The sequence below is a fragment of the Desulfotomaculum sp. 1211_IL3151 genome (genome assembly GCF_036763075.1).
Classification (GTDB): domain Bacteria; phylum Bacillota; class Desulfotomaculia; order Desulfotomaculales; family Desulfotomaculaceae; genus Desulfotomaculum.
Genome location: NZ_JBAIYV010000031.1, coordinates 18761 through 43269, shown reverse-complemented (window position 1 = coordinate 43269; position 24509 = coordinate 18761). Strand labels below are relative to the sequence as shown.

Sequence of the window (24509 nt, the reverse complement as noted above, 5' to 3'; positions counted from 1 at the left end):
CATTTTGAAGTACCTCCTGTGTGATTAAATTAGGGGTCGGTCGCCTAGACAGCTCGACACCCAGTATATTACAGGAGGTGCTTTTCTTTTTCAAAGGTCATTTTATTTCCTTACAGGAATGCTCCTTGAATTTTTTCAGTGTGACCATGCTTATACGATAGGTCAAGAATGCAGCACAATTATCAAAGAACTGTGAAAAATTGTGTAAAAAACATTTCTTGTCAAAACCAGCAGACTGCTTATGCCTGGTCTGACGTTTGGAGCATCCGGGTTAATTAATTCATCACAATACCCTCTGCCGCCAATTTTAAAGAATGCTGGCTCAAATAAAAGCTATAGCCGGCTGTAACCTTTTGATTTTTTACGTTTAGATAGTTTAGCTCGCTCTCCAACAGAGCTAACTTGGAAAGCTGCCCCATTTCGTAGCGTTTTTGGGCCCACTCATAGGATCTTTGGGCATTGGTGTAATTGGTTAATGCCACTTGATAGTCCTGTTGTTTGGAAGTTACATCTGTCAGCAGATTATTGACCACTTCGTTTAAACTATTTTTTTCGTCAACCAATTCTAATTCCTTGGCCTTTATTTCTTGCCTTAAAACCAAATATTTGTAATAGTCAAAGTCATCTTCATCGTCCAAGTCGTCCTCCATGTCCCTCAGATCCCTTTGCAGTCGGGAAAGGGTGCTATAGGCAGAGCTGACATCGGACAGTAACGTTGTGTACTCAGGTAGTTCAACCTTTTGCGAAGTCTCAAAGGGGACCAACTGCAGCTCAGCGTCATAATCCCTGCCCAGCAAATCGTTAAACTGACCCTTCTTCGTTTTGATACTATTCGTTTGATCCATGACCTTTGTCTTTAGGGTCGTAACACTGGCAGCCAATTCATCTACCTTATATTGACTGCTGCTGCCTAAAGTAAGTTTTTTTCTTTCCAGTCCGAGCTGATATTGTTTCAGTTCCTGCTCCTTATGTAAACTGTTTAAGGAGTCCTCCTGGTTTAAAAGGGAAGTATAGATTTCTTCCACAATGTAATCCATTTGTTTACGATAATTTTCTTCATCCTGCACAGCATCATGATAATTATTCTCTGCATTTTGAATATTACTGGAAGCTGATTTTATTCTTTCATAGTCTTCGCCATTATATTTGTCAATGGCCTCATAATATTGGTAATTGGCTTGCTGTTGCTGGTACTTTGTTCTGTCTGCATTAATTTCATACTTCTTTAGGCTGCGGCTGTTTTCTTTGACCAACCCCTTAGCTTGTTCCAAGGTAATAACCTCTGTCTGGCTAACCGCTTCCGTATCCGCAAAACAGAGGGAAGCACTGCCCAGCACAAAGAACATGGCCAATAGAAGGATTCGCATTTTGCCCATAGCTATCACCCCTTATTCATAACGTAATGCTTCCAGGGGACTAAGTTCCGCAGCCTTCCAGGCCGGGTAAAAACCAAAGAACACCCCTGTCACAACCGAAAAGGTTAATCCTAGGAGAACCCCACTGATTGAAGGAAGGGCCGCCAGCTCAAAGTATTGTAATATTGGTACCGTCATAAAGCCCACGCAGACACCAATCAGGCCCCCTACTAAGCTGATAATCACCGCCTCAATCAAAAACTGGCTTAATATCTCCTTTTTTTTGGCTCCAATGGCCTTCAAGGTGCCGATCTCCTTGGTTCTCTCCTTGACCGTGACGAACATGACATTCATAATGCCGATGCCGCTCACCACCAAAACCACCACGGCCACCGCCAATAACAGCAACGACATGGATCTGGCCGTCTCTTGGGCCGCAGCCAATCTGCTGCCGGCATCCATAATGCGGAATTGATCGGCCCCACCTGCCCGGTGATTTTCATTGAGACTATTGGTAATATCCTCAATGGCGGACTGAACGGTCTCTAGGCTGGTGGCCTGCACATTAATGGTGGGGTTCGCCCTGGTTCCTAATAAAAACCTTTCTCCCACCGTATAGGGCACAAAGGCGGCATCATCATAACTCTGGCCGGAGCCGGTATCGCCCACCCGATCGTAGATACCGATTACCTCAAACCGCCTGCCACTGATGCTGATACTTTGGCCAACAATTTCTGCTGAGTTACCATCCGTCAGGGTATTGGCAAGTTCCGCACCCACCACAGCAACCCGGTTCTTTTTCGTTTCGTCTTCTTCCTCGATGGCCCGACCAGTTTCTACCATTAGGTTGTTACTGGTCTGAAAATCTGGTTGAATTGCCATAAAGGTTCCAGAAGTAGAATAATTATTGAAGTTAATATCTCCATTGCCGCGCAATAATGGATAGGCCTGGGCAATGTTTTCGCTGGCTAAAAATAGTTCGGCATCTTGTTTGGTAAGGGGATCGGCCACCCTTCCCCTTTGGGCGGGCATAACGATAATCGTGCCGACATTCAGCTTGGAGTATTGCTCATTGACCTGGGCTTCACCACCGTTACCAATGGCTACCACCAGGAAAATGGTGGCGGTTCCCACGATCACACCCAGGGTTGTCAAAAAGGTCCGCACTTTGTTTTGGGTGATATTGGTAAAGACTAATTTAAGCAGTTGTTTTAATTTCAAAGCATCACCTGCTTCTTTGGCTAAAGTTTGTCTGGGTGGCAGTGGTTGTTTTGCCTGTGCTGGCCCGTTGGTAAACAACCGTTTCATTGCCCCGCAGGCCTTCTATGACCTCTACGCTGGTGCCATCCGTAAAGCCTGTCTTGATTTGTTTTTCCACCTGTTGCCCCTGTCCATCAAGTACCTTCACCACTTGTTTACCCTGCACCAGCTTCACAGCCTGGTAGGGAACAATTAAACAGTCCTTAACCTCTTTAATGACAAAGGATACCGAACAGGTCATCCCATCCTTAAGTTCTAGCCCGGGATCATGAAGGGTCACTTCCGCCGCATAGTTAACCAAACCGTTGGACCCTTCACTGGGTAAGGCATTGACCTTGGTCACTTGACCAGTAAATTTTTTGTCTGGTACAGCTTCCACCGTTGCATAGACCCGTTGTCCCACTTTGATTTGGCCAATATCATACTCAATCACATTCGTAATGGCCTTGATGGTATTGTTTTCATGGATCGTGGCAAAGTCTTGTTCATCCGTAAGACTTTCCCCAACCTTGTTAGCAAAGTCCAAAACAACACCGGAAACCGGGGCATATAAGATCGTATCTTCTAAATTTTCTTTGGCCATTTTGACCTCTAATTCATTTTGGTCTAAGCCCCTGGCCCTTTGCAGCTCAAACTTTTGCTGCAGATTGCCATATTCTGACTCTTTGTTAGCCAGCTCTAATTTTTTTAGTTTTAACTCATTGGCTGCATAGGCATCCGCAATGGTTTCCATCTCTGTATATTCATCCCGTAATTTTTCCAATTCAGCCTCTGCTTTTTTGAGGGTCAGTTCATTGTCTAACTGATTCGTTATGTTTTGGTCCTGGGCCTCCTGCAGCTTGGCTAAGGCCAGTTGGTATTGGTCTTGATAATCCCTGTCATCTAATTTGGCGATCACATCTCCCTTTTTGACCTGATCACCTTCCTTGACTAGAATTTCAGCAATGGTCCCCCTGACATCAAAACGTAGGGTTACTTTCGAAAAATCAATGGTTCCATCCGAATCCAAACCAACCAGAATGTCACCTCTTTGCACCTGAGCCTGCTGGATTTGAACCTCTGTACTTGGCTGGCTGCCTTGTCTTTGCCACCAGTAGCCAGTGCCGCCGATCAAAACAAGGACCGTTAACAAAACAATCCAAAATGATTTTTTCGTTTTTAGTTTAGCTAAATTCTTCAACCTCTGTTCACTAATGATTTTCATATAACTTACCATCCCGTATATAAACTAACTTTTTGACCTGATCAGCCACTTCAACATCATGGGTAATAATGACAATGGTATTTCCTTGTTCATTAAGCTCCTTAAATATTTGCATGGCATCTTCACTGGATTTGCTGTCCAGGTTCCCGGTGGGTTCATCCGCCAATAACAACTTAGGGTTGCCCACAATGGCCCTGGCGATGGCCACCCTTTGCTGCTGACCGCCGGAGAGCTCATTGGGTCGATGACCCAGCCTTGCTTCTAAGCCTAATAGCGTTAGTTTTTCTCTGGCCAGGGCCAGAGCCTCTGCCTCAGGCTGCCCACGATAGAGCAAAGGGAGCATAACATTTTGCAGTGCCGTTAATCGAGGCAACAGGTTAAATTTTTGAAAGATAAAGCCTATTTCTTTGTTGCGAATCTCCGCCAATTCATTTTCTGTGGCTTTTAAAACATCGAACCCATCCAACGAGTATTGGCCGGAGGTGGGAACATCCAGACAACCCAGTATATTCATCAATGTAGATTTTCCCGAACCGGAAGGCCCCAGAACAGCCATGAAATCACCGGCAAGCACCTTGATACTGACATCATCCAGCACCTTAAGTTCCTCGGTGCCATTTTGATAGATCTTTACCAGGTTCGCAGCATCAATTACGCATTTTCCTTCCATTATATTACATCCCCGGCGGCGGGCCACCCATGCCACCCATTCCACCAGCACCACGTTGGAAGCCACTGTTCTGGTCGTTGCCCGTCCTTTCTCTTGTAGTTCTTGTAGCACTACCTCCCATCACCTGAACAAAGGAAATCTCACCATTGGTTTCCCAAATGCGTAATAGGGTATCCTTTTTAATCTGGGAAAGTCCTACCTCCGTTACCTCTTGGCTCCCCCGCTGCATACTTACAATGGGAACCCCAACCGGTATCAGCAAGGTCTCGGCTTCTTCACTGAAACTCATTCCCGGCCCTCCCTGATTACCCCTTGCCCCGGAATTTGCTGGTTGGCTACCGGCTTGATTGGCTGGCTGCTGGTTTTGGCTTTGTGGCTGGTTTGCCGGTGCTCCTTGGGGTACCTCCCCATTTGGATCTATTTCCGCTTTAAAAATAGTTGCCTCATTACCGACAATCTCCTTCACTTTCCCCATAAAGGCCGGCCTATCCTCTGGCATGGTAACTTTCTGAGTTCCTGAAGTCTCCGACTGCACCGCTTTTTCATTCGTTGCTGTTCCACCGCCGCTGCAGCCAACCATGGCTACGGCAAGGAAGATGCCTAGAAAAATATGTACTCCTTTTTTAAAACACATAACCTCCACCCCATCTGCTTCTTTTGGTAAAACTTTACTTCTGAATGCAAGTGTACAAAATAATTATGGGCAAAGTATGGCCAAATTGTGGGAAATTGTGAAATCCGCTAAATAGGGGTCAGGCTTGACCCTATTTAGCGGATTTTACGGTATAGCCTTTCCTTTGCATCAATCTCATGATAGCAGTGTGCTAATTCTGAGAGAGCAAGGGTCTCCTTATTGCCCAAGCCAAGAAATCCATGGGTACTCAGACTGTCATGAAATAATCGATATACTTTTTGTTGGAGGATTTTATCAAAATAAATCATCACGTTGCGGCAAATAATTACATCAAATTCATTAAAGGACCCATCCGTTACCAAATTATGTTGAGCAAACAACACCCTTTTGGAAAGGTATGGTTCAAAAATCGCATTCTCCCCGATAACCTTATAATAGTCGGAAAAGGCCCTAGCCCCCCCGGCCTTAATATAATTCTTGGTGTAAACCTGCATTTTGGAGATTGGGAAAATTCCTTGTTTAGCCCTATTTATTACCTCATCATTTATATCCGTAGCATAAATATTAGTTTTATCAAACAAACCCTCCTCATTTAAAAGAATAGCCATGGAATATACCTCTTCCCCAGTGGAGCATCCTGCATGCCAAATCCGAATCTGAGGTTTGTTGATTAACAATGGCAATATCTTTGTTCTAAACGCTAAGAAAAAAAGAGGGTCCCTAAACATTTCTGTCACACGGATACACAAATCATCTAATAACCTCTTCATCGATCCCGTGTCATGCAAAACCTTTTCTTGTAAACCAGATATGCTTTTTACATCTTCAGCCCAAATCCTATGCCATATTCTTCTACGAACAGAGGGATAAACATAATTCCTAAAGTCAAAGCCATAAAGCTGGAAAATTCCCTCCAGTAGAAGACTTATTTCAAGCTTCTCCAATTGACTATCATAATCTTTTTCTTTATCCTCTCTGCCCATCGTCTGCACCTAGCTTCTCGTTCCCTTCAAATGACTATAAATATGTAATAATATTTTTTCGATGGCAAACCATGGTTTCCTCTTACAAAATATTTTAATTTAGGTATTTTTTCACTATTTGTATCATAAAAAAATGCCCCCGGAGTAAACCCTGGGGCATCAAATATTTTTCTGATGTATATAATAGCCAGATTTTTTATATATCTTGTTTAACAAAGAGGCGATATCCTTTTGTTCTGGCCAGGGCAAGTCTAGTTCCTGAAAGATCAGCTTTACAAATTCAAAACCCCGTTGCACTTCTTCCTCTGTCAAGGCCTTCGATAACGCCTCTTCTGCCACTTCAAAATGGCCAAGTATAGATAGATCTAGATTATACCCTGCTTCATCAGCCAGGGAATAAAAACCATTTACACCATTAATAAGCTGCAAGCCATGGCTCAGCCCACCGGATTTTATGGGCAGGGATACTTCTGCCACCTGAACCTCTAATTGGTGGTTATTTAAGAGATAGCCCTTTAATTTCCCTATTTCAGCCTCGGTAAAAAGTTCATTTAATAATAATTGATCACACCAGGCCTCCTGATCTTGTTCATCGTAATTCTCAATTAGTTCCTCATAGGAACCCACAGGAATTTGCCTGCCTACTGCGAACCAGTCAAACTTCACCCGATCTTGTCCCCTATAATGATCAACCACTGACCAAGCTCTAAATAACCGCACCATCGTTTCTATCCCCCTACCTAGCCTTGTGCAAATACTGATTATACCAGCAGCGGACTGGCTACTCTTTTGTTTTGATCGTAACCTTGATACTTCTGCAACAATGATCATTTTGTACAATAATGCACTCTGGTTTATCAATCACCTTATATCCGCCATTGGATTCAATAACTAAATCTTCTACCTTTAGATCCCCTTGTTTGGGAATAAATAAGGGACGATTAAGCGGAATGATTACCGAATCTTTTATAATAGCCATTTATAAACCCCCATTCTAATTTTTAAACGATTGGATTTGGTAATGACCAATAGGTATAAAAATCCCCGGGAGAAAAAATTCCCCGGTCTGTGATTATTCCCGTAAGTAAATGGGGCGGTGTGATATCAAAGGCAGGATAAAAACCCTCTACCTTTTCACCACTGATCTTTGTCCCATTAAAAAATAAGATTTCCTTGGGATTCCGTTGTTCAATTGGTATGTCCTGGCCCCTTAGACATTTTTTATCCGGTCCCCCATAGCCCAAAATATAAAAGGGCAATTGATGGTATTGGGCGGCAATGGCCAATTGAAAGGTACCTACTTTGTTAGCCACCGCTCCATCCAAGGCTATTCGGTCAGCAGCAGTAAAAACCTTTGTTATCATACCCTGGCTCATACAATAGGCTGCCATATTATCGCTTATTAAGGTTACTGATACGCCCAGTTCGGAAGCCGACCAAGCCGTAAGCCGGGCACCCTGCAGATAAGGTCTGGTTTCGTTGGTGATTAGTTTTATTTTTTTGCCATGCTCCAGTGCCAGCCGCAGCATATATAAAAGGGCTGGGCCGGGAAAGCAGTGGGTCAGGAGGCAGTCTCCGTCTTGCAGCAAAGTCTCAGCCCATTGGCCCGTTAACCGAGAACGTACATCTGATTTTTTATTGATTGCGGTAAGGCGATTTAATATCTGTCCTGACCAGTTATCATCTTGCCAAATTACTTTATCTAACAATCTTTCCAAGAGAACCTTGATATGAAAACCAGTGGGACGGGTATTAACCAAGCGATCCTTGACCATTAATAAGTTTTTCCGGGCTTCTTCAATACCGATGCCCAGAGACTCCTGCCGACGCGCTGCCAAATAAAGTCCATAGCCAGCTGTAATGGCAATATCCCCTGCCCCTTGTACTACCATAGCTTCAATACTCTTGGCTACTTCTTCATAGTTATGACAAACCACCTCTAAAATTTGCTGAGGAAAATGACGGCGATCTAAAAGTACCAGACAATCATCCCTTAGATAAACATTGTGATCGATGTTCATTAACAAAGGTTCTGCCAAATAGCTTCCTCCCCTCTAAGCTATAGGATTAAAGGTTCAGATTATTATTATTAAGCCAAGCGATAATCTTACTGACGGGGGTACCTGGTTCGAATATTTCATCCACCGCGCCTGAGGCCTTTAGCTCCTGCCTATGCTGCTCAGGAATCATTCCTCCCCCAAAAACCAGGATATGGCTTGCTTTTTGGGCAGCGAGCAATTCCTTCAGCCGGGGAAACAACTCCCGATGGGAACCATTGTGTACGCTCAACCCAACAAAATGCACCTTATCCTGCACGGCTGTTTGAACAATTTCTTCCAGTGTACCATATAAACCAGTATAAATAACTTCCATGCCACCTTGATCCCTTAAACCACGAGCCAATAAACGGATTTCTTTATTTTGATGATCTAAGCCAACCTTTGCCAGCAAAACCTTAATGGTCTTCTTTTCCATATTTAACACCCTTTATACTAAATAATATTCGATGATGGGTTCGTTAATTTAACTACCCATCATCGAATCTAGGTTTAAATGGCCTTATTTAACATACTTACTGGCTATTTGATCCGCTAATGTATAGGGATCTATTTCCTTTTTCAATACCTGCTCAACCATTTTTTCAATCTCGCCATCTTTTTCCAGATTGTTTAATACTGGCTGAAGGATTGCTCCCCAGAGGGCTTCATTAATCTCCGCTGCGGTCTTACGGCGCATACGTTCGACCAGCAGGTTATTATCAACCAGATATTGATAATGCTCCTCCACCTTTTCCCGAATAGCATCAACACTTTCGGCAAATTTGTGGGGTTCAAGGACACTTTCAACCAATAGTACCGGTATATTCCAACTATTATCTGCAGCAGCACCCTTAGACATGTGTACCATATTTAAGGTTTCCTTATATAATTTGCCGGCCCCATCACGGTCCGCCTTATTAATAACAAAGATATCTGCCACTTCCATTAAGCCAGCCTTGAGGGCTTGTATTTCGTCCCCCATACCAGGTACCAGTACAACGATTACAGTATGGGCATGATTGATAATTTCTACCTCTTGCTGTCCGACACCGCAAGTTTCAACAATTATTTTCTCCTTGCCCAGGGCATCCATGACATGGATACCTTCACCAACGGCCTTGGATAGGCCACCCATCGAACATCTGGTGGCTAGGCTCCGGACAAATACTTTTTTGTCCTCAGCATGTCTCAGCATGCGGATTCTATCACCCAAAAGGGCTCCCCCGGTAAAGGGGCTGGTGGGGTCAACTGCTAATACTCCCACACTTTTATCCTTTTGACGAAAGGCATAAATAAACTCATCCGTAAGGGTACTCTTGCCGGCACCGGGTGCCCCGGTGATTCCTATGACATGGGCATTACCGGTATTATTAAAGATTTCCTGCATGGCTATATGGGTATTGGGGATTTGGTCTTCCAGATTTCTGATGAGGCGGGAGGCAGCACGGATGTCTCCGGCTAAAACCTTTTTGCCCAGTTCTTTCATGTTACTCACGCCCTCGGAGTTATGTTTTTATTAATCCACTCAACTAATGAATCAAGAGTGGCTCCCGGAGTAAAAATAGCCTTAAGTCCTGCCTCATACAGAGCATCCATATCCTGCTCTGGTATAATCCCCCCACCAATAACCACGATATCCTCGGCGCCTTCATCCTTTAGGAGTTTGGCTACTTGGGGAAATAGGTACTTATGAGCACCTGATAAGCAGCTTAAACCAACAACGTCAACGTCTTCCTGTAGGGCGGCAGCAGCTATCTGCTCTGGGGTTTGGTGACAACCAGTATAGATTACCTCAAAACCGGCATCCCGGAAGCATCTAGCCAATACTTTAGCACCACGATCATGGCCATCCAACCCGGGTTTAGCGAGTAATATGCGAATTCTTCTCTCCGACATCACGTTACCTCCTTTAGGGATTTAAAAAGATTTAATTAATAAATGCCAGGGTCACGGTATTCACCGAATACTTCTCTATAAACATCGCAAATTTCTTGCACGGTGGCATAGCTCTTAACTGCTTCAATGCAATAAGGCATCACATTGTCGCCTCTTCTGCAGGCATTTTCCAAATCCTTCAAGGTCTCAGCCACTCTGCGGCCATCACGCTTTCTCTTAACCGCAGCAAGACGCGCTAACTGTTCGTTTTCAACAGCATCGTCGATTTCCAGGAAGGGAATGTCAACCTGTTCATCGGCTTCTACATACTTGTTGACACCGATCATAACCTTTTCCTGGGCATCAATTTGCTGTTGGAACTTATAGGCCGCATCGGAGATTTCCAGTTGTGGGAAACCTTTATCGATGGCTGCAATCATGCCGCCCATTTCATCAATCTTATGGATGTATTCCCAAGCCTTTTCTTCCATTTCGTTGGTCAGTGCCTCTACGAAATAGGAACCGGCTAATGGATCAATGGTGTTAGCAGCACCGGTTTCTTCGGCAATAATCTGCTGGGTTCTTAAAGCAATTTGAACGGCATGGTCCGAAGGCAGGCACAAAACTTCATCCAGCGAGTTGGTGTGCAGGGACTGCGTTCCTCCCAGAACAGCAGCCAAAGCCTGTGTGGCGGTTCTGACAACGTTGTTGTAAGGCTGCTGAGCAGTTAGTGAACAGCCGGCTGTCTGGGTGTGGAATCTCATCCACCAGGAACGTGGGTCCTTAGAGTCATAACGGTCACGCATGGCCTTCGCCCAGATGCGACGGGCAGCTCTTAGCTTAGCAATTTCCTCAAAGAAATCGATGTGTGAGTTAAAGAAGAAGGATAATCTGGGAGCAAACTCATCTACATGCAAGCCCTTACGCCGAATGGCGTCCTCCACATATTCCATCCCATCCCTTAAGGTGAAGGCCAATTCCTGAACGGCAGTGGCTCCGGCTTCTCGAATGTGATAGCCGCTGATACTGATGGTATTCCACTTGGGAACATATTTGGTGCCAAATTCAACGGTATCACTGATTAATTTTACCGATGGCTCGGGCGGGCACATAAAGGTTTTCTGGGCAATAAATTCTTTTAACATATCATTCTGAATGGTCCCGCCGATTTTGGTAAGGGGAATTCCCTGCTCCTGTGCCGATGCACAGTACATGGCCCATAATGCCGTGGCCGGCGGGTTAATGGTCATGGATGTTGTGATTTTATCCAGGGGGACGCCTTTAATCAGATCTCTAAAGTCATCAATGGTATCGATGGCTACACCACACTTGCCGCACTCACCCTTAGCTTTGGGGGAATCCGTGTCATAACCCATCAAGGTGGGAAAATCAAAGGCGGTGCTTAGGCCGGTTTGGCCAGTTTTTAAGAGGTAATGCCAGCGGTTATTCGTCTCTACGGCAGTACCCATACCTGCAAACATTCGGAAGGTCCAATATTTTCCACGATAACCAGTTGCTTGGTTCCCTCTTAAATAGGGGAATTGTCCGGGGTAAGCAATGTCTCTTTCAAAATCCATATCCTTGATGTCTTCAGGTCCATATATCCTTTTAATTTCCAGATCAGAAACAGTGGTCCATTTTTCCTTTTGGTCAGCGCGCTTAGCAATGGTTTTCTTGACTTCATCTTCCCACTTTTGCCTTAAACTACTTGCTTGATTCAATAATTCTTCAGTAAACAAAAGGTATTCCCTCCTAACGTATATTTTGTGATAAGGCTAATACTCTATGCCCGCCCTATCTTTAATCCCTGCATTGTAGTGATGTTTTATTTCCGTAACTTCACTTACTAAATCAGCTATATCCCTGAGTTTCTCTGAAGCATATCGACCTGTTAAAACCAGATCCAATTCAGTTGGTTTGTTTTTGGCCAGGTTTAAAACGTCTTCCTCGGGAATTAAATTAAAGTCAACTGCAACATTAATCTCATCTAAAATAACCATGTCATATTGACCACTGGCAATGATCTCTTTGACCTTTTCGAAACCCTGCCTAGCCAAATCAACATCCACCGGTGCAGGATTATCTCTCATAACAAAACTGTCCAGGCCAAATTGGTGAATCTTAAGATCCGGCAGATATTTTTCAGCGGCTAAAACTTCCCCATATTTTCTCCCCTTCATAAACTGAACCAAACACACCTGATAACCTTGCCCAACTGCCCGTAAAGCCTGCCCAAAGGCAGAGGTTGTTTTACCCTTTCCATTACCTGTGATTACCATTACCAGGCCTCGTTTGGCTATGCTGGCGGTGGATTTCATCTCCCCCAACTTTTCACCCCCTATTAATTGTCCATGTGTCTAAATAAGCAATATTTTGTATCTAAAAATTCTGAATGTTTAATCTTTTAATAGCAACTTTCATGCCAGTATTAAATAATCTATTTCTGAGCAATAACTGTTTTATTCAGAACATAATTGCTCCTACCTAAGCAGCAGAGCAACACCTTTGGTTTGCAAGAGCTGTTGCATTGTTTTTCGGAATACTCCTAATCTTATGTAATCGCCTACATCTACTGTTGTTTTTTGACAATTTCTCGCAAAGAAAGGAATAGTCCCTCAGACTATTCCTTTCAATTTGGTTTTTTGTGGTTTTAACCTGTTGCTGTCTAACAACATTTGGCCTAAAAACATGCTGTTGCACATTTGGTGCACTGTTGTTGTAAAGCAATGCTTTAAGGACTCGGATCATCAATGCTGCTGACTCTTAGTTTTCTTTGAAAACGTTTTAAAATTTTAACAAAATTTGCCCCAAACAATAAACAAAAAACAATATTCCCCACAGCATGAAAAGTATCAAACCAGAAGCTGGCAGCATAGGTAAGGACAAAGGATTGCCAATTTAGAGGTTGAATAAAGGCAGCCCATGACCATAGCGTCATGATGCAGCCAAAAAGATAGCCCCAGATAAAGTTAAAAAAAGCTAATCCCTTAATCCCTATATTGGGATAAACCCCTTTGAGCAGCCCCGCTGAGGCGCCGGCCAGTCCCCAGCTAAACATTTGCCACGGTGTCCACGGTCCCTGACCTAAAAAGAAATTTGATACCAAGGCTGCCGTTGATCCAATCATAAAACCAGCGTTAGGTCCTAAAACAAACCCAGAAATGATTACGATAAAGGTTGTTGGCGTAACACCGGGCAGAGCAGCAAAGGGTATGCGCCCCACCGCAGCAATGGCCACCATCACAGTAATAAAAGCTATTTCCCTGGCTGTATCCTCTCTCTGCTCAAAGCCCCAATAAAGAAAAATCAATGCTATCATCAGTATTTCAAAGGAAAGCATGCCCCAGCCTTGTTTGGCCACAAGATTATTATTATTTATACTGACTAGCAGTAACCCCAGCACAATCACTAAAAAAATCGGCAAAGCAAATCGACGTACTCTCACCTAAATCCCTCTTTCAGCACTGGTCTGATAGGTTTTTCTCTCCTGCATCAAGGGTTGGATCTTTTCATAGGCCTGTTGAACAGTCAGGATTCCTGGGCAGTATCCCCGGAAAAGTTTACCCATCTGTGTGGAATAATAGATTGATCCGGCAAAGGTTTCACAGGTTTTTCCGTTACTAACAATCCTTCCATCAAACATCATGATAACCCGGGAGGCATATTTGGCGGCAAATTCAATATCATGGGTAACCATGACCACACTTACCCCTTGCATCGTCTGGTTGATCAAGAAATTAGCTAACTCATCCTTTAAGCGATAGTCCAGTCCACGGGTCGGTTCATCAAGAACTAAAAATTCTGGTTTGGTTACCATGATCGAAGCCAATGCCACCCGCTGCCTTTCACCGCTGCTTAAATCCCGGGGATTTACTTGCCTGTTAACGCTTAGCTGCAGCTTCTCCAGCAGTTGGTTGACAATTTGCTCATCCCGGATCTTGAAATTTTTCAAGGTAAACCTTAATTCATCTTCTACTGTATCCTGAAAAAGATAGTCGTTGGGATTTTGAGAGAGGTAGGCCACCCGGCAGTCTTTATGATTAAATATCACCTTGCCTCGCCCTGGTTGAAGCAAACCCACTAAGCTCTTTAATAAAGTAGATTTGCCGGCCCCGTTTTCTCCTAATATAACAATAAATTCTCCCTGCCGGATGGTTATATTGATATCCCGCAGTGCCTCCCCGCCATCATCATAGGCATACCATAATTTCTTTACCTCCAACAAAGTTCCTTGTCCCAAGACTCTTTCGCTGCATTGTTTTTCCCCTTGCGGCAGGTTCGTTTCGGCAGAAGCAGACTTTACTTGGAATAATTTCTTTAACTGCTTTCTGCCCTCCTTTATCGTAATAGGCACTGAATAAAAGCCTAACCTAGAAAATAATTTAGCCACCGGCGGAATAATAGAAATACCTTTCATTGCTGCCCAACGGGCAACCTGTTCCGGTTGAGCGTCCTTTACCACTTTGCCCCTTTCCATCATGATTACGCGATCGGCCAAATGAAAACACCTTTCTAACCGCTGCTCTATGAGTACCACGGTAAATCCCAGTTCCTCGTTAAGCCGCTTGATCAGGTTTAACAATTCTTCCGCTGCCACAGGGTCTAACTGTGATGTTGGTTCATCCAGAATTAAGACACTTGGCTGCATGGCTAAAACAGAGGCCAGAGCGATTTTCTGTTTTTGCCCCCCGGATAGGTTCGCAACATCTTTCTGCTTAAGTGCTGTTAGATCCAGGAAGCCAATCACTTCTGACACCCTGCGAAACATCTCCTGTTGGGAAAAACCCAGGTTTTCCAGGCCGAAGGCAATCTCCGTTTCTAAACCCGTCATAACCAGTTGCTTTTCCGGGTCCTGAAAGACCATACCCACTTCCCCGGCCAATTGCCGCCGATCCATTTTACGTATGTCCTGTCCTTTGAAGTAAACCTTGCCACCAAAGCGACCGCCATAAAAATCCGGCAGCAAGCCAGCCAGCACCCGAGCCAGGGAAGATTTGCCGGAACCGGATTCCCCGGCCACCAGAATAAACTCCCCCTCTTCAATATTCAGTTGTATTTTATCTAAGGAAGCCTTTTCGCTTTCAGGATAAAAAAAGGTTAAATTTTGGATTTGATAAAGAGGCAATGCTGTCCCCCCCAACTCAACATCACTGGCATGGATAGACATAATAGTACCAACAGTAAAACAACCATGGATGCATTGCTACTAATCAAATAACCAATTAGGGGATAAAAGGTATAGGTACCATAGTCGTGGGCCAAACCCCAAAGACCTATCCCTAAACCTAAGCCGCAGCTAAAGATGCAGATAAAATCCCGGGGCCGTAATAAATTTCTTGCATAACTGGATCTGGGTCCACTGCCAAATCCCCTGGCTTGCATGGATTCAGCCATTTCCAGGGAATTTTCCAGAGAGGATAAAAGCAATATACTGACTACGGACGAATAGTTTTTCATTCTCTCCAGGAAGGTGCCCTTGTTAAAATCCACGCCCCGCATCCTTTGCACCGTCTTAATCCGTTCAAATTCTCTAACCATAATGGGAAACAGTCGCATGGACATATTGATAACCAACGCAGTTTTACCCGTAAACCTGGCAAAGAAACTTACGGCCTTATCTGGGTGGACCATTCGATTAAACAAGCAAAAAACACTTATTATTTCAATCAATCGGATACACATGGAAGCACTGTAATAGATTGCTTCCATTGAGATCGTCAATTGTCCCACCACCGGAACCTGGGGACCCAGCCAAATAATTGTTTTGCCATTTTGCCCCATTAGGCTATTGATCAACACAATGGGTATCGCTATAAACAAACTAAGTTTTAAGTATTTTTCCCAAACCATTAACCCATCTACGGACCAAATGGCCAGCAGCAGAACCAATAGCAAGCCAACTTGGTAAAGAGGGTTGTTAAAGCATAATGCCAATACAAACAATGTTCCCAAGTAAAACAAGGATGCCGCTGGGTGGAAACTTTGTAAGAACAGCCCCTTTTCTTTATACATCAACCAGTCTGTCATTTTAAAATACTCCCCGTCCTAAGCTTTTCAACCGCTTTGCGCGTTTACATGGAACCCTTTCGTGTAACAGCAGTCGGGTTCTTTGCTTCACGTAACCGTTGTTCAAAGGGTTTGCCGTAATATAGATCGGCTAATGCCATTAAAGCATGCTGGGTGGCCATCTCATTCGAATCGGTACCCGCCATATGGGAAAAGGAGCCATCCTTTAATTGAAAACTTAATAAGGCTGTCACAGGATTGCCACCTGGTTTGCTTAACTCGGCATCTAAGGGATTTATGCCTACGGCAAGAAGGCCCCGCATGGCAATGGCACAAGACTCAGCATTGACTGCCCCCCAAGAAGCATACTCCCCTTTCGTTCCCTGGACATTTTTTAAAAAGGTATAGGCCCTTTGGACCACCGGGCTATCTTTCTTCTCACCCAGGGCCCCTAAAGCCATTAAGGCCATGCCGGTTGAGTCCACATCCGACGTGTTATCCTTGGTATACCAATTGAAACCGCCATCCCGATGCTGTTGGTCGATTAGCCACCCTTTGGCTTTTGCTTCATCCGGGATGTCCGCCCCGGCAGCATATAGTGCCAGTATGGCCCAAATATGTGCATTCACCAGCACTTGGCAATTATTGTCGCCCTGTCCGCTGCGGTCACTATTATCAGCAAACTTGCCGTTAGGCAGTTGATTGGCCTGAATCTTTTTGATCAAGTTTTGTCCTTGGAAATTTGTCGGGTCATGGCCTGCGGCAAGCAAGGTTAAAATTAAGATGCTATCATCTGCGGTGGTCTGTGCTGAGGCCAATTGTTTTTGACAAACCTGCTTAACCGGGTAGCCGGCAAGATTTTGGCCTGCCGCAGCAAGGGCCAGATAATTCCAGGTGGCAAACTGTGCTTCCGGTTGTTTAACGCTAGCCGTAATTGCCTTTGTTGCTCGCTCCAGGGCCAGCTTGTGATCAACGGTGGGCTGGGCCAAGGCTTGCATCGGAAAAATCAACATGAAGACAAATAACCCAAGTAAATAGGCCATTGGTTTTTTTCTGTATCGCATAGACTTCTCCCCCCAATATTATTTTTGCATTAACTGCTCCCACTGAGGAGGTGGTACACGAATGCTTTGGCTATACCACCAAATAACGGTATCTCCCTTTTTTACTGCCATTTTGCTGGCACCCTGCATCGGACTTTGATCATTAATTTTATACATCCAACCTCCTTGCCCTCTGTTGCGCTGGCTAACAATGGACTCTACCAGGCCGGGATAACGGCTGGACATGGTATACTCTATGCCAGATGCATCCAATACTTCTAATACGGTGATGACCCCCTGATTCGGTTGCGACACGGTAACACTGCTAGGCCCGTAAAGCAGTTCACCATTCATGCCTACCACTGCCAGATTAATGAGCAACTGATTTTCCTCTGTCTCAGATGTTATATTTCCCTGGCTTTGGGCTGTCACGGAAGCACTGCCGCCCGTGACAGCAGCAGCTTCCGTGACAACAGCCTGAGATACCGGCGGGGCTTTTTCCTGATTTGTATTATTTTGGGGGATTATTTCACCTTGCTGGTTGTTTGTTGGCACAGCATTGGCTGAAGTTTTATCCTCCGTCTCTTTTTTTACTTCAGGCATGTTTTTCGTGATACTTTCGTCCTTTGCCGCAACCTCCGTTTCCAGCACATTATTAAGGGGGGTAGCTTGGGAGCTAACCTTTGTCTGGTCAACGCTGCTGATTTTATTGCTGTAAACAGCGGGTCCCAAAAGAAAGGCCAATATTACAAAAAGCAAAAGAATAACCTTCGTTTTCCCTTTCATTAAACACACTCCAATAAAGGAATTACATACCTGCCAACAGGCGGTAAATCAGCACCGCACATTCTGCCCGGCTGGTGGTACGATCTGGCCGAAATGTTTCATCGGGAAAGCCTTTAACGAGTCCTCTTTCGGTAACGGCCAACACACTGTCTCTGGCCCAGTCTTTCACATGATCACGATCCGCAAAGGGCAATTTTTGTTCGGAGGGCTGCAACTCCAAGGCCCGGGCCAAAATAGCAGCCACTTCTTCTCGGGTAATGGTATTGTCAGGACAGAAGTAACGATCTTTATATCCCTTAATCAATCCTGCTTCATAGGCAGTTGCCAGATCTCCGGCATACCATTCGCCGGCTTTTACATCTTTAAAATGGTCAGCCGCATCGGCCTTGGTCTGTAGGACTAACGCTTTGACTAACATACTGGTAAACTCTGCCCTGGTTACCGGCCTTAGGGGCTCAAAATTAGTACCATCTACGCCAGCCAAAAGATTTGCTCCAGCTAGCACTTCGATGGGGTCTTTGGCCCAACCGCAGGAGCCAGCGTTAACGTCAGCAAAGGATTTTACGGTTTCTTTGGCAAAAATGGCATATTTACTAAAATGTTGGATTCTGGCCCAAATTACACCCTTGTTAAGATCCACTACCGAAGGGATGATCACCCAATTGCCGGCATTTGGATCATACCAGGCCAGATATAGGTTATCTGGTTTTACCAGGGGAGGAATAACCACCTGGATGGCTAGGGTTGCCGGTACGGTAAAATTCGTTCCAGCGGGACCAAATTCATAGGTGGCAGACAATTGTTGATAGCCAGGGGGTAAGGTTGTGTTATCCATATCCAGTTTATTTACGGTTATTTCTATATCCTTGGTCAGGGACTCAGCCGGGATAAGCAAGCCTAATTGGCCCCCTTCCTCTACCACTGCCGCACCCTTAGCTGCTTCAACCTTCTGTTGCAATTGCAACTGTCTCTGCAGCATACCTCTTTGGAAAGCCAAGTCCGTCCTATTTATCGGCTGTCTGTCACCCACGACAATCACCGCTTGACCCCCTTGGCCAAGGATACCCAATTCAAATGTATTTCCCTGTAAGCCAAGGATTTGGCTAATATTTTCCAGGGCTGCCAGAGTATCCTCTGAGGCCCGTAATGACTCAGGCAGGTTTTTGTTTTGTTCCTCAAGGTTTGGTGATAAAACAGGCTCCGGCAGTACCTCCCCCTTGGAGACACTATCCCAGGAAGGACCGGGATTACTCACATCACTGCTGTACCACCAAATAATCTGATCTCCCTCTTTAACGGTTTTATCGGAGGCTGCAATGGCCGGTGAACTTCCATTTACCTTATACATCCACCCCTTCAAACCCTCGTTTCTTTGGCCGTCAATACTTGTGATCAGTCCACCCGACTCCGTGTAGCCCAGCCCAGTGGCTTCCAACGCGCCTAGTACCGTGAGTTTTCCCTTGCTATCTTTACTTACCACAACACTGCTAGGTCCGAAAAGTGCTTCACCGTTCTTACCCACTATAGCAATTTCAACACTGCACTGATCCAACTCTGGGTCTGTGGGAAGATTCCCACCGCCGCCAGGAGTTCCTTCACCTGTGACCAATCGGTAAGCAGCTAATGCCTCCGTGGCACCTGGAACATTTTTCAAAGTACCAAAGCTGCCGTCGGGATTCATGGTATTGTTCAGAAGGTAATCGAATGGTGTTAAACCATTGGTATGTTTCCATGCGGCGCTTGCCGGATCGATACCCAGTTTATTCAGGGTGACGATCACGCCGGAATTATCCATTGCCGGGTCGTCCCAGGTAGCATAAACGCCGCCATCCATTTGCTGCAAACCCTTTAAGTAGTTTAAACCACTGACAATGGCCGACTGAAGCTCTTGATCCGCAGCAGCATTCGGCAGGTAAGTAAGTGACCGGATAGCCTGGGTGGTCGAGAGAAAATCAGGGTAATAATAGCTGTCAAAGGTTTCCCCCCAAGAACCGTCTGCCTTATTTTGTTTGGACAGGATATATTCCTTAACATCAATAGCATTTAAGCTGCCCAGCGTTCCCGCTTCACCGAGGGCAATATAGGCCAACATATCACTATAAACACTATTTTCAAAGGATTCCTTGCCGGCGTGCCGCTTTACTAACTGATCAGCTAATTTTTCCTTTTGGGGGGTATCATTCCATTGGTTAAGGGCCAGTAAACACTTTGCCAGCGTATTTGTTCTAGATTTTTTTGTCCAGGCTGAACCGGAACCGGCATACTCATCATAGGATCTTTTCAGGGCCTTTAGGGCAATCAATGTTTCAGCCGTGTTATAGGTACTATCCCAGCTATTAATAGCGATGGCAGCCCTATCCGGGTCTTGCACATCCCTAAGATAGCTCAGACCGTCCTGGATAGTCTCATTTACATCCTTTGTTGCATCAAAATAACTAAGGGCAGTCATAACCTGGGCAGTGGTGTCTGCTTCCTCCGGTGTCCATTCAGATCCCCAGGCTACCCCGGCGTCATAACCAAAAATATCTTTGTGAATCTTTTTTAAACCATCAATATAGGCAAGGGCCTTTTCTTGGTCAATGCCCTCCAGCAGGCCTGCTTTACCCAATGCATGAAGCACGGTCACATGATCATAGATACTTGTTCCAAAGCTGCCATCTGCTGCCTGTTGTTGGGCAATCGAATTCGCTAGGTCAGCTGCATCCGGTGCCTTATATTTTTTTTCATGAATTGGGGCCATGCTATCTGTGGGAGGTAAGGTCTGCTCAACTTCAACTACGTTTAAATTAATTTCGGTAACAATGTCTGAGTATACTTCATCCGTAACAGATAATTCCCTTGCAACGTTTTCGTTTAACGCAACCTCATTGTTCATTTCCTCCGTTGTTTCCTCTATGCTTGGGGTTGATTTAGCCTCAAACGTTACTTCTGTTACTTCTGCTTCAATTTCTGTCGTTACTTCTAATTTAGGTTCATCAATTGCTTCCTCGGATGTAATCTCAATTGCTGAAAATGATTCGGCCTCAACGAATGTTTCTGTTTCAATTTCTGGGGCTGCTTCTAACTCGGTTTCATTTGTTGTTTCTTCTGATATAACCTCGCTAGCCGGGGTTTCCCTCACTTCAGCGATTGTTTCTGTTTCTGTTTCAATCTCTGTGGCTTCGTCTAACTCAACATTATTTGCTGCATCCAAACCAATTGCTGCGGCCAGGGTGGGTGCTTCTGCATTGGCTGAGTATGCTTGCACTGCATCAAGGGCTGCCAATTCTTTAGCCAATTCCACCGCTGTGGCTGCTGGGTTGGCGGCAGTAACAGCGGCAGAAGCAAGCACAGCATCCCGGAGAGAGGTTCCTTGGTATATCCACCCGTCTGCTGAAAGGTCTTCGCCTGCCTTGACCAAGGCTTCGATACAGCGATAATCAAGGCTAAAACCTTGTGCATCATAGGTAATGGTACCGCTTTGATATTTCTCTTGGAAGTAATGAATGGCTTTATGAATGGCATCCTCTACCTGCTGCCTTTCTACTCCAGGCACCAGATCATTTTTAATGGATGCTAAGGCCAGTAAGGGGCCTTTCGTTCCATATTCATTGCCTAAAGGTCCAAAGCTGCCATCGTCATTCTGGGTGTTGCATATATAACTGATTAAGGTAAGATGATCCCCCAGCAAATTGGACAATTCTTTGATTTCTTGTTTTAATGTTTTGCCATTATTGGTCCATTTTTCAGACCCCAGATCCTCGCCGCCTAGGGCTAATACGTAGGCCGTATAGCCATCGATTTTTTCACCGGCCTGATATTGCTTATGTATAAATTCAATGGCTTTTTGGGATAACTGACTGGCGGTATAGGTCTTACCCGGTTCACTGGCCACTGCCAGGTTGGGAATCGTTAAAAATGTCGTATTCAAAATAAAACAAAGGGTGATTAGTATTGAAGTAATCCTTAAGCAAATTCTTTTTTTCCTCATTCCGATACTCACCTTTTTCATTCATGTAATTGCGATTTGTTTGTATCCTAGTTGGGCAAATTAAAAACCCCGGTTCTACAAATGTACCGGGGTTTTATGACGGTGCCAGGAAACAGCACATACACCATGAAGCCACCTCCTATACATCCGTAGGGATAGTGGTAACCTGGCATAGGCAGATTTCCTGGCTTCGGATCATCGGAACCCCACACCTTCCCAGGTTTTTTCCCAGTGGTATTTTGTGGGGCTCCTCCTCATTACAGTGGCGGTACCGCGTCGGCCTTGCACCGACTTCCCTTTTAAGCTTTACCTTTTCAGAGTAAAGCACCTATTCCAGCAACTAAAGTATTAAGTTAATCTAGCAAGTGGCACTAAGCTTCCTCAACTAAGATAAAACGCCAAGCACAGAACCACTCTTCAGGGTGGGCGTCCGGTGGGCAGCCGATACATTCGGTCTTAATTCTCGAATCAATGGTCCTGGCAAATGTTGCATACTCAACCAGACCGGCAGATTTACAGGGGTAATCATCTAAACCTTGGCGTTTCCGGGCAGACTGCACCCGGCAATCATTCATCTGAAAGACAATACTATTGGGACTTTCATCAATAATGGATTGTACATTGATCCTGGCATACATTCTAAACTGCAGGGCTTTCTTAAGGCCTTCCAGACCTGGTTTTTCCTCTAAGCCTAAGAAACGTTTAATTGAATCTGCCTCGAAGGGTGAAAATTTTCCCCAGCAGGAATCATTGCAGCGTTTAGCATCATTCATGCCATGTTTGAATTCAACAGCCTGGAACCACACTCCATCATTGGCCAGCCAGTTAACTGCTGTATCGTTAAGCAGGGCCAAAAGTTTTTCCCTAGGCATCGCTAAAAAGGGTTTTGGTACACCATTTTCCATTTCAAAGCCAAAGAATTTACCAAAACGCTTCATTTGAATATTAAAGCTCTTCTGGTAGGCTGCATCCAAAATCTTCAGTGCCTCAGGAAAACCCAGCTGATGCTGGACTTCATTAAACCATAAGGCATGATGAATGACAATACGATGAAACATCTCCATGGACAATTTAGCTAATTGCTCATTGCTAAGGTTTTCGTCCCACATTACTTTCTTTTCCATTATTTCCCCTCCTAATTATTTTATATAGGTAATCACATTGGGTGTCATACTTAAATAATCTGGACCATGCTCGGTCATTACAAAACTGTTTTCAATACCAATGGCGCCCTCAGCAAAGATAAATTTAGGTTCCAGGGCAAAGGTCATGCCAGGTAATATGGGGGTCTTCAACCCCTTGGCAAAGATCGGCAATTCATCCACTTCCAAACCTATACCATGCCCGATAAATTTAACCTTATCCTCCTGATAGCCCATAAAATTATCCTTTAGACCCATTTCCTCTGCCAATTTCATGGCCAATAAATAAGGTTCCTCTGCGGGGGTGCCTGGCTTAATTGCTTTGATAATTTCCGACTCAATAAATAAAGCAGCTTCAAAGGCCTTAACCATCCGAGAACTTAATTCACCTATGCAAAAAATTCTGGTTTGATCCGAGGTATAACCATTTACCACACAGGTATAATCAATATAGACAGCTTCATTGCGGCTAATCTTTTTCCATCCGGCACCGTGGGGATGGGTTACAGAAACTCCCGTGCCGCCAATTGGCCCATCTAAGAAACTTGGTGCGGTGGCACTATACCCTGAACAGGTATTTCCTAAAAATAAATCCTGATTAAAGGATCTCATTTTGCAGCAACCGGAATACCCTCTTTTACGCATTTCTGCCTCAAAGAGTGCAGCCAACTCAATCTCCAACATCCCCTCACGTAAAAATGACGGTACCGCTAAATGGGCTTTTCCTATTACGCTTGCGGAATCCCTAATCAATTCTATTTCATAGGGTGATTTAATGGCTCGAATCGTTTTTATAGTTGGTGAAATATCGATAAACTCTGCCTTGGGGAAAATTTTCTGATACCTTTGATACAGGTTTACCGGCAATACATCTAATTCCCAGCCAATTTTTTCAAACTTCGTATAGCCAAATGCACCGAGAATGGAGGGAATTTCCTTAGGACTTCCAAAAGGAACAATATGCTTTAGGGGTGACTCGTTTTTACCCCGTTGCAAGCTCTTTTTAATCGCTAATACCGGTTCACCGCTGGCCGGTACAAACAAAAATGCGTTCTGTACCGTACCCGTAAAATAAAAGAGATCACTATTAAGTAAAATAATTGCTCCATCTAACAACTGTTCCGTTATTTTTTCTTGAAACCGAGAAACCCTTCGGTCAATTTCCGATTTTGGGGTCAATTTCAACGCCATCCGCATTACCCCCTTTCTCTAAAAAACTAACTGCAAATTGAATATTTCAAATTTTTACTTTATATCAATTAATATTCCCTCATGAATGAGGTTGTCTAGTATTTTCTCAACACCGTCTTCCTTCGTTTCAATATTTTCAAGTGTCAGCAAGATATAATTTGATTCAATGGTTACTTTTAGCAAATCGTCGTTTTGCAGGTTAAGTAATTTGCCGACTTCTAAAGGCAGCAGTAATTGACCGTGCTCATTAATTCTTGAATCCATCTTTCCAACTCCTTTATAATAAATTTTTATAGTGTGATAACCTGTTCAAAATTAGGTTGTGAAATTAAAGGAACATATTTAGCCTCT

23 protein-coding genes and 1 riboswitch are annotated in these 24509 nt (G+C 44.4%); all 23 genes read right to left on the bottom strand.

Going from position 1 to position 24509, the window contains the following annotated elements; genetic code table 11:
- Window positions 1-275: 275 nt before the first annotated feature.
- Complete coding sequence (locus tag V6C11_RS07720) at window positions 276-1376, bottom strand: TolC family protein (protein WP_333530559.1); 1101 nt, start codon at window positions 1374-1376, stop codon at window positions 276-278.
- A gap of 12 nt (window positions 1377-1388) precedes the next feature.
- The gene (locus V6C11_RS07715) at window positions 1389-2663 is read right to left on the bottom strand and encodes an ABC transporter permease (protein ID WP_333530558.1); all 1275 of its coding nucleotides are present in this window, start codon (window positions 2661-2663) and stop codon (window positions 1389-1391) included.
- Window positions 2581-3819 carry an efflux RND transporter periplasmic adaptor subunit gene (locus V6C11_RS07710; RefSeq protein ID WP_333530557.1) on the bottom strand — a complete coding sequence of 413 codons (1239 nt, stop codon included), beginning with the start codon at window positions 3817-3819 and terminating at the stop codon, window positions 2581-2583. The genes V6C11_RS07715 and V6C11_RS07710 overlap by 83 nt, the downstream gene beginning before the upstream one ends.
- The gene (locus V6C11_RS07705) at window positions 3806-4489 is read right to left on the bottom strand and encodes an ABC transporter ATP-binding protein (RefSeq protein WP_333530560.1); all 684 of its coding nucleotides are present in this window, start codon (window positions 4487-4489) and stop codon (window positions 3806-3808) included. Before V6C11_RS07705 ends, V6C11_RS07710 begins: the two co-directional genes overlap by 14 nt.
- A gap of 4 nt (window positions 4490-4493) precedes the next feature.
- On the bottom strand, window positions 4494-5123 hold the full coding sequence (locus tag V6C11_RS07700; protein WP_333530556.1) for a hypothetical protein: 630 nt from the start codon (window positions 5121-5123) through the stop codon (window positions 4494-4496).
- A 134-nt stretch (window positions 5124-5257) separates the two neighbouring features.
- Window positions 5258-6106 (bottom strand): CheR family methyltransferase, encoded by an 849-nt coding sequence (locus tag V6C11_RS07695; protein WP_333530555.1) that lies wholly within the window; start codon window positions 6104-6106, stop codon window positions 5258-5260.
- A 159-nt stretch (window positions 6107-6265) separates the two neighbouring features.
- Window positions 6266-6829 (bottom strand): hypothetical protein, encoded by a 564-nt coding sequence (locus V6C11_RS07690; protein ID WP_333530554.1) that lies wholly within the window; start codon window positions 6827-6829, stop codon window positions 6266-6268.
- Window positions 6830-6887: 58 nt separating this feature from the next.
- Window positions 6888-7085 (bottom strand): hypothetical protein, encoded by a 198-nt coding sequence (locus tag V6C11_RS07685; RefSeq protein ID WP_333530553.1) that lies wholly within the window; start codon window positions 7083-7085, stop codon window positions 6888-6890.
- A gap of 22 nt (window positions 7086-7107) precedes the next feature.
- Window positions 7108-8145 (bottom strand): s-methyl-5-thioribose-1-phosphate isomerase, encoded by a 1038-nt coding sequence (locus V6C11_RS07680; RefSeq protein ID WP_333530552.1) that lies wholly within the window; start codon window positions 8143-8145, stop codon window positions 7108-7110.
- Window positions 8146-8173: 28 nt separating this feature from the next.
- Window positions 8174-8581, bottom strand: a complete 408-nt coding sequence (locus V6C11_RS07675; RefSeq protein WP_333530551.1) for a cobalamin B12-binding domain-containing protein — start codon at window positions 8579-8581, stop codon at window positions 8174-8176.
- 84 nt (window positions 8582-8665) lie between these two features.
- The gene (gene meaB / locus V6C11_RS07670; RefSeq protein WP_333530550.1) at window positions 8666-9631 is read right to left on the bottom strand and encodes a methylmalonyl Co-A mutase-associated GTPase MeaB; all 966 of its coding nucleotides are present in this window, start codon (window positions 9629-9631) and stop codon (window positions 8666-8668) included.
- 5 nt (window positions 9632-9636) lie between these two features.
- The gene (locus V6C11_RS07665) at window positions 9637-10041 is read right to left on the bottom strand and encodes a cobalamin B12-binding domain-containing protein (protein ID WP_333530549.1); all 405 of its coding nucleotides are present in this window, start codon (window positions 10039-10041) and stop codon (window positions 9637-9639) included.
- A gap of 35 nt (window positions 10042-10076) precedes the next feature.
- A complete protein-coding gene (locus tag V6C11_RS07660) occupies window positions 10077-11759 on the bottom strand; it encodes a methylmalonyl-CoA mutase family protein (protein ID WP_333530548.1) in 1683 nt (560 codons plus the stop codon).
- A gap of 36 nt (window positions 11760-11795) precedes the next feature.
- Window positions 11796-12347: a cob(I)yrinic acid a,c-diamide adenosyltransferase gene (gene cobO, locus V6C11_RS07655; protein WP_333530547.1), complete on the bottom strand. Its 552-nt coding sequence runs from the start codon at window positions 12345-12347 to the stop codon at window positions 11796-11798.
- A 404-nt stretch (window positions 12348-12751) separates the two neighbouring features.
- Window positions 12752-13465 carry an ECF transporter S component gene (locus V6C11_RS07650; protein ID WP_333530546.1) on the bottom strand — a complete coding sequence of 238 codons (714 nt, stop codon included), beginning with the start codon at window positions 13463-13465 and terminating at the stop codon, window positions 12752-12754.
- Entirely contained in the window at window positions 13466-15145 is a 1680-nt protein-coding gene (locus V6C11_RS07645; RefSeq protein ID WP_333530545.1) for an ABC transporter ATP-binding protein, read from the bottom strand.
- Window positions 15118-16047 carry an energy-coupling factor transporter transmembrane component T gene (locus V6C11_RS07640; RefSeq protein WP_333530544.1) on the bottom strand — a complete coding sequence of 310 codons (930 nt, stop codon included), beginning with the start codon at window positions 16045-16047 and terminating at the stop codon, window positions 15118-15120. The genes V6C11_RS07645 and V6C11_RS07640 overlap by 28 nt, the downstream gene beginning before the upstream one ends.
- 44 nt (window positions 16048-16091) lie before the next feature.
- Window positions 16092-17090: a prenyltransferase/squalene oxidase repeat-containing protein gene (locus V6C11_RS07635; protein ID WP_333530543.1), complete on the bottom strand. Its 999-nt coding sequence runs from the start codon at window positions 17088-17090 to the stop codon at window positions 16092-16094.
- 18 nt (window positions 17091-17108) lie between these two features.
- A complete protein-coding gene (locus V6C11_RS07630) occupies window positions 17109-17855 on the bottom strand; it encodes a DUF4430 domain-containing protein (RefSeq protein ID WP_333530542.1) in 747 nt (248 codons plus the stop codon).
- 22 nt (window positions 17856-17877) lie between these two features.
- Complete coding sequence (locus V6C11_RS07625) at window positions 17878-21825, bottom strand: S-layer homology domain-containing protein (RefSeq protein WP_333530541.1); 3948 nt, start codon at window positions 21823-21825, stop codon at window positions 17878-17880.
- A gap of 157 nt (window positions 21826-21982) precedes the next feature.
- Window positions 21983-22172, bottom strand: a riboswitch (cobalamin riboswitch).
- A gap of 24 nt (window positions 22173-22196) precedes the next feature.
- Window positions 22197-22949 carry a DUF6125 family protein gene (locus V6C11_RS07620; protein WP_333530540.1) on the bottom strand — a complete coding sequence of 251 codons (753 nt, stop codon included), beginning with the start codon at window positions 22947-22949 and terminating at the stop codon, window positions 22197-22199.
- A 15-nt stretch (window positions 22950-22964) separates the two neighbouring features.
- A complete protein-coding gene (locus V6C11_RS07615; protein ID WP_333530539.1) occupies window positions 22965-24158 on the bottom strand; it encodes a M24 family metallopeptidase in 1194 nt (397 codons plus the stop codon).
- A gap of 54 nt (window positions 24159-24212) precedes the next feature.
- The gene (locus tag V6C11_RS07610; RefSeq protein ID WP_333530538.1) at window positions 24213-24422 is read right to left on the bottom strand and encodes an AbrB/MazE/SpoVT family DNA-binding domain-containing protein; all 210 of its coding nucleotides are present in this window, start codon (window positions 24420-24422) and stop codon (window positions 24213-24215) included.
- Window positions 24423-24509 lie beyond the last annotated feature (87 nt).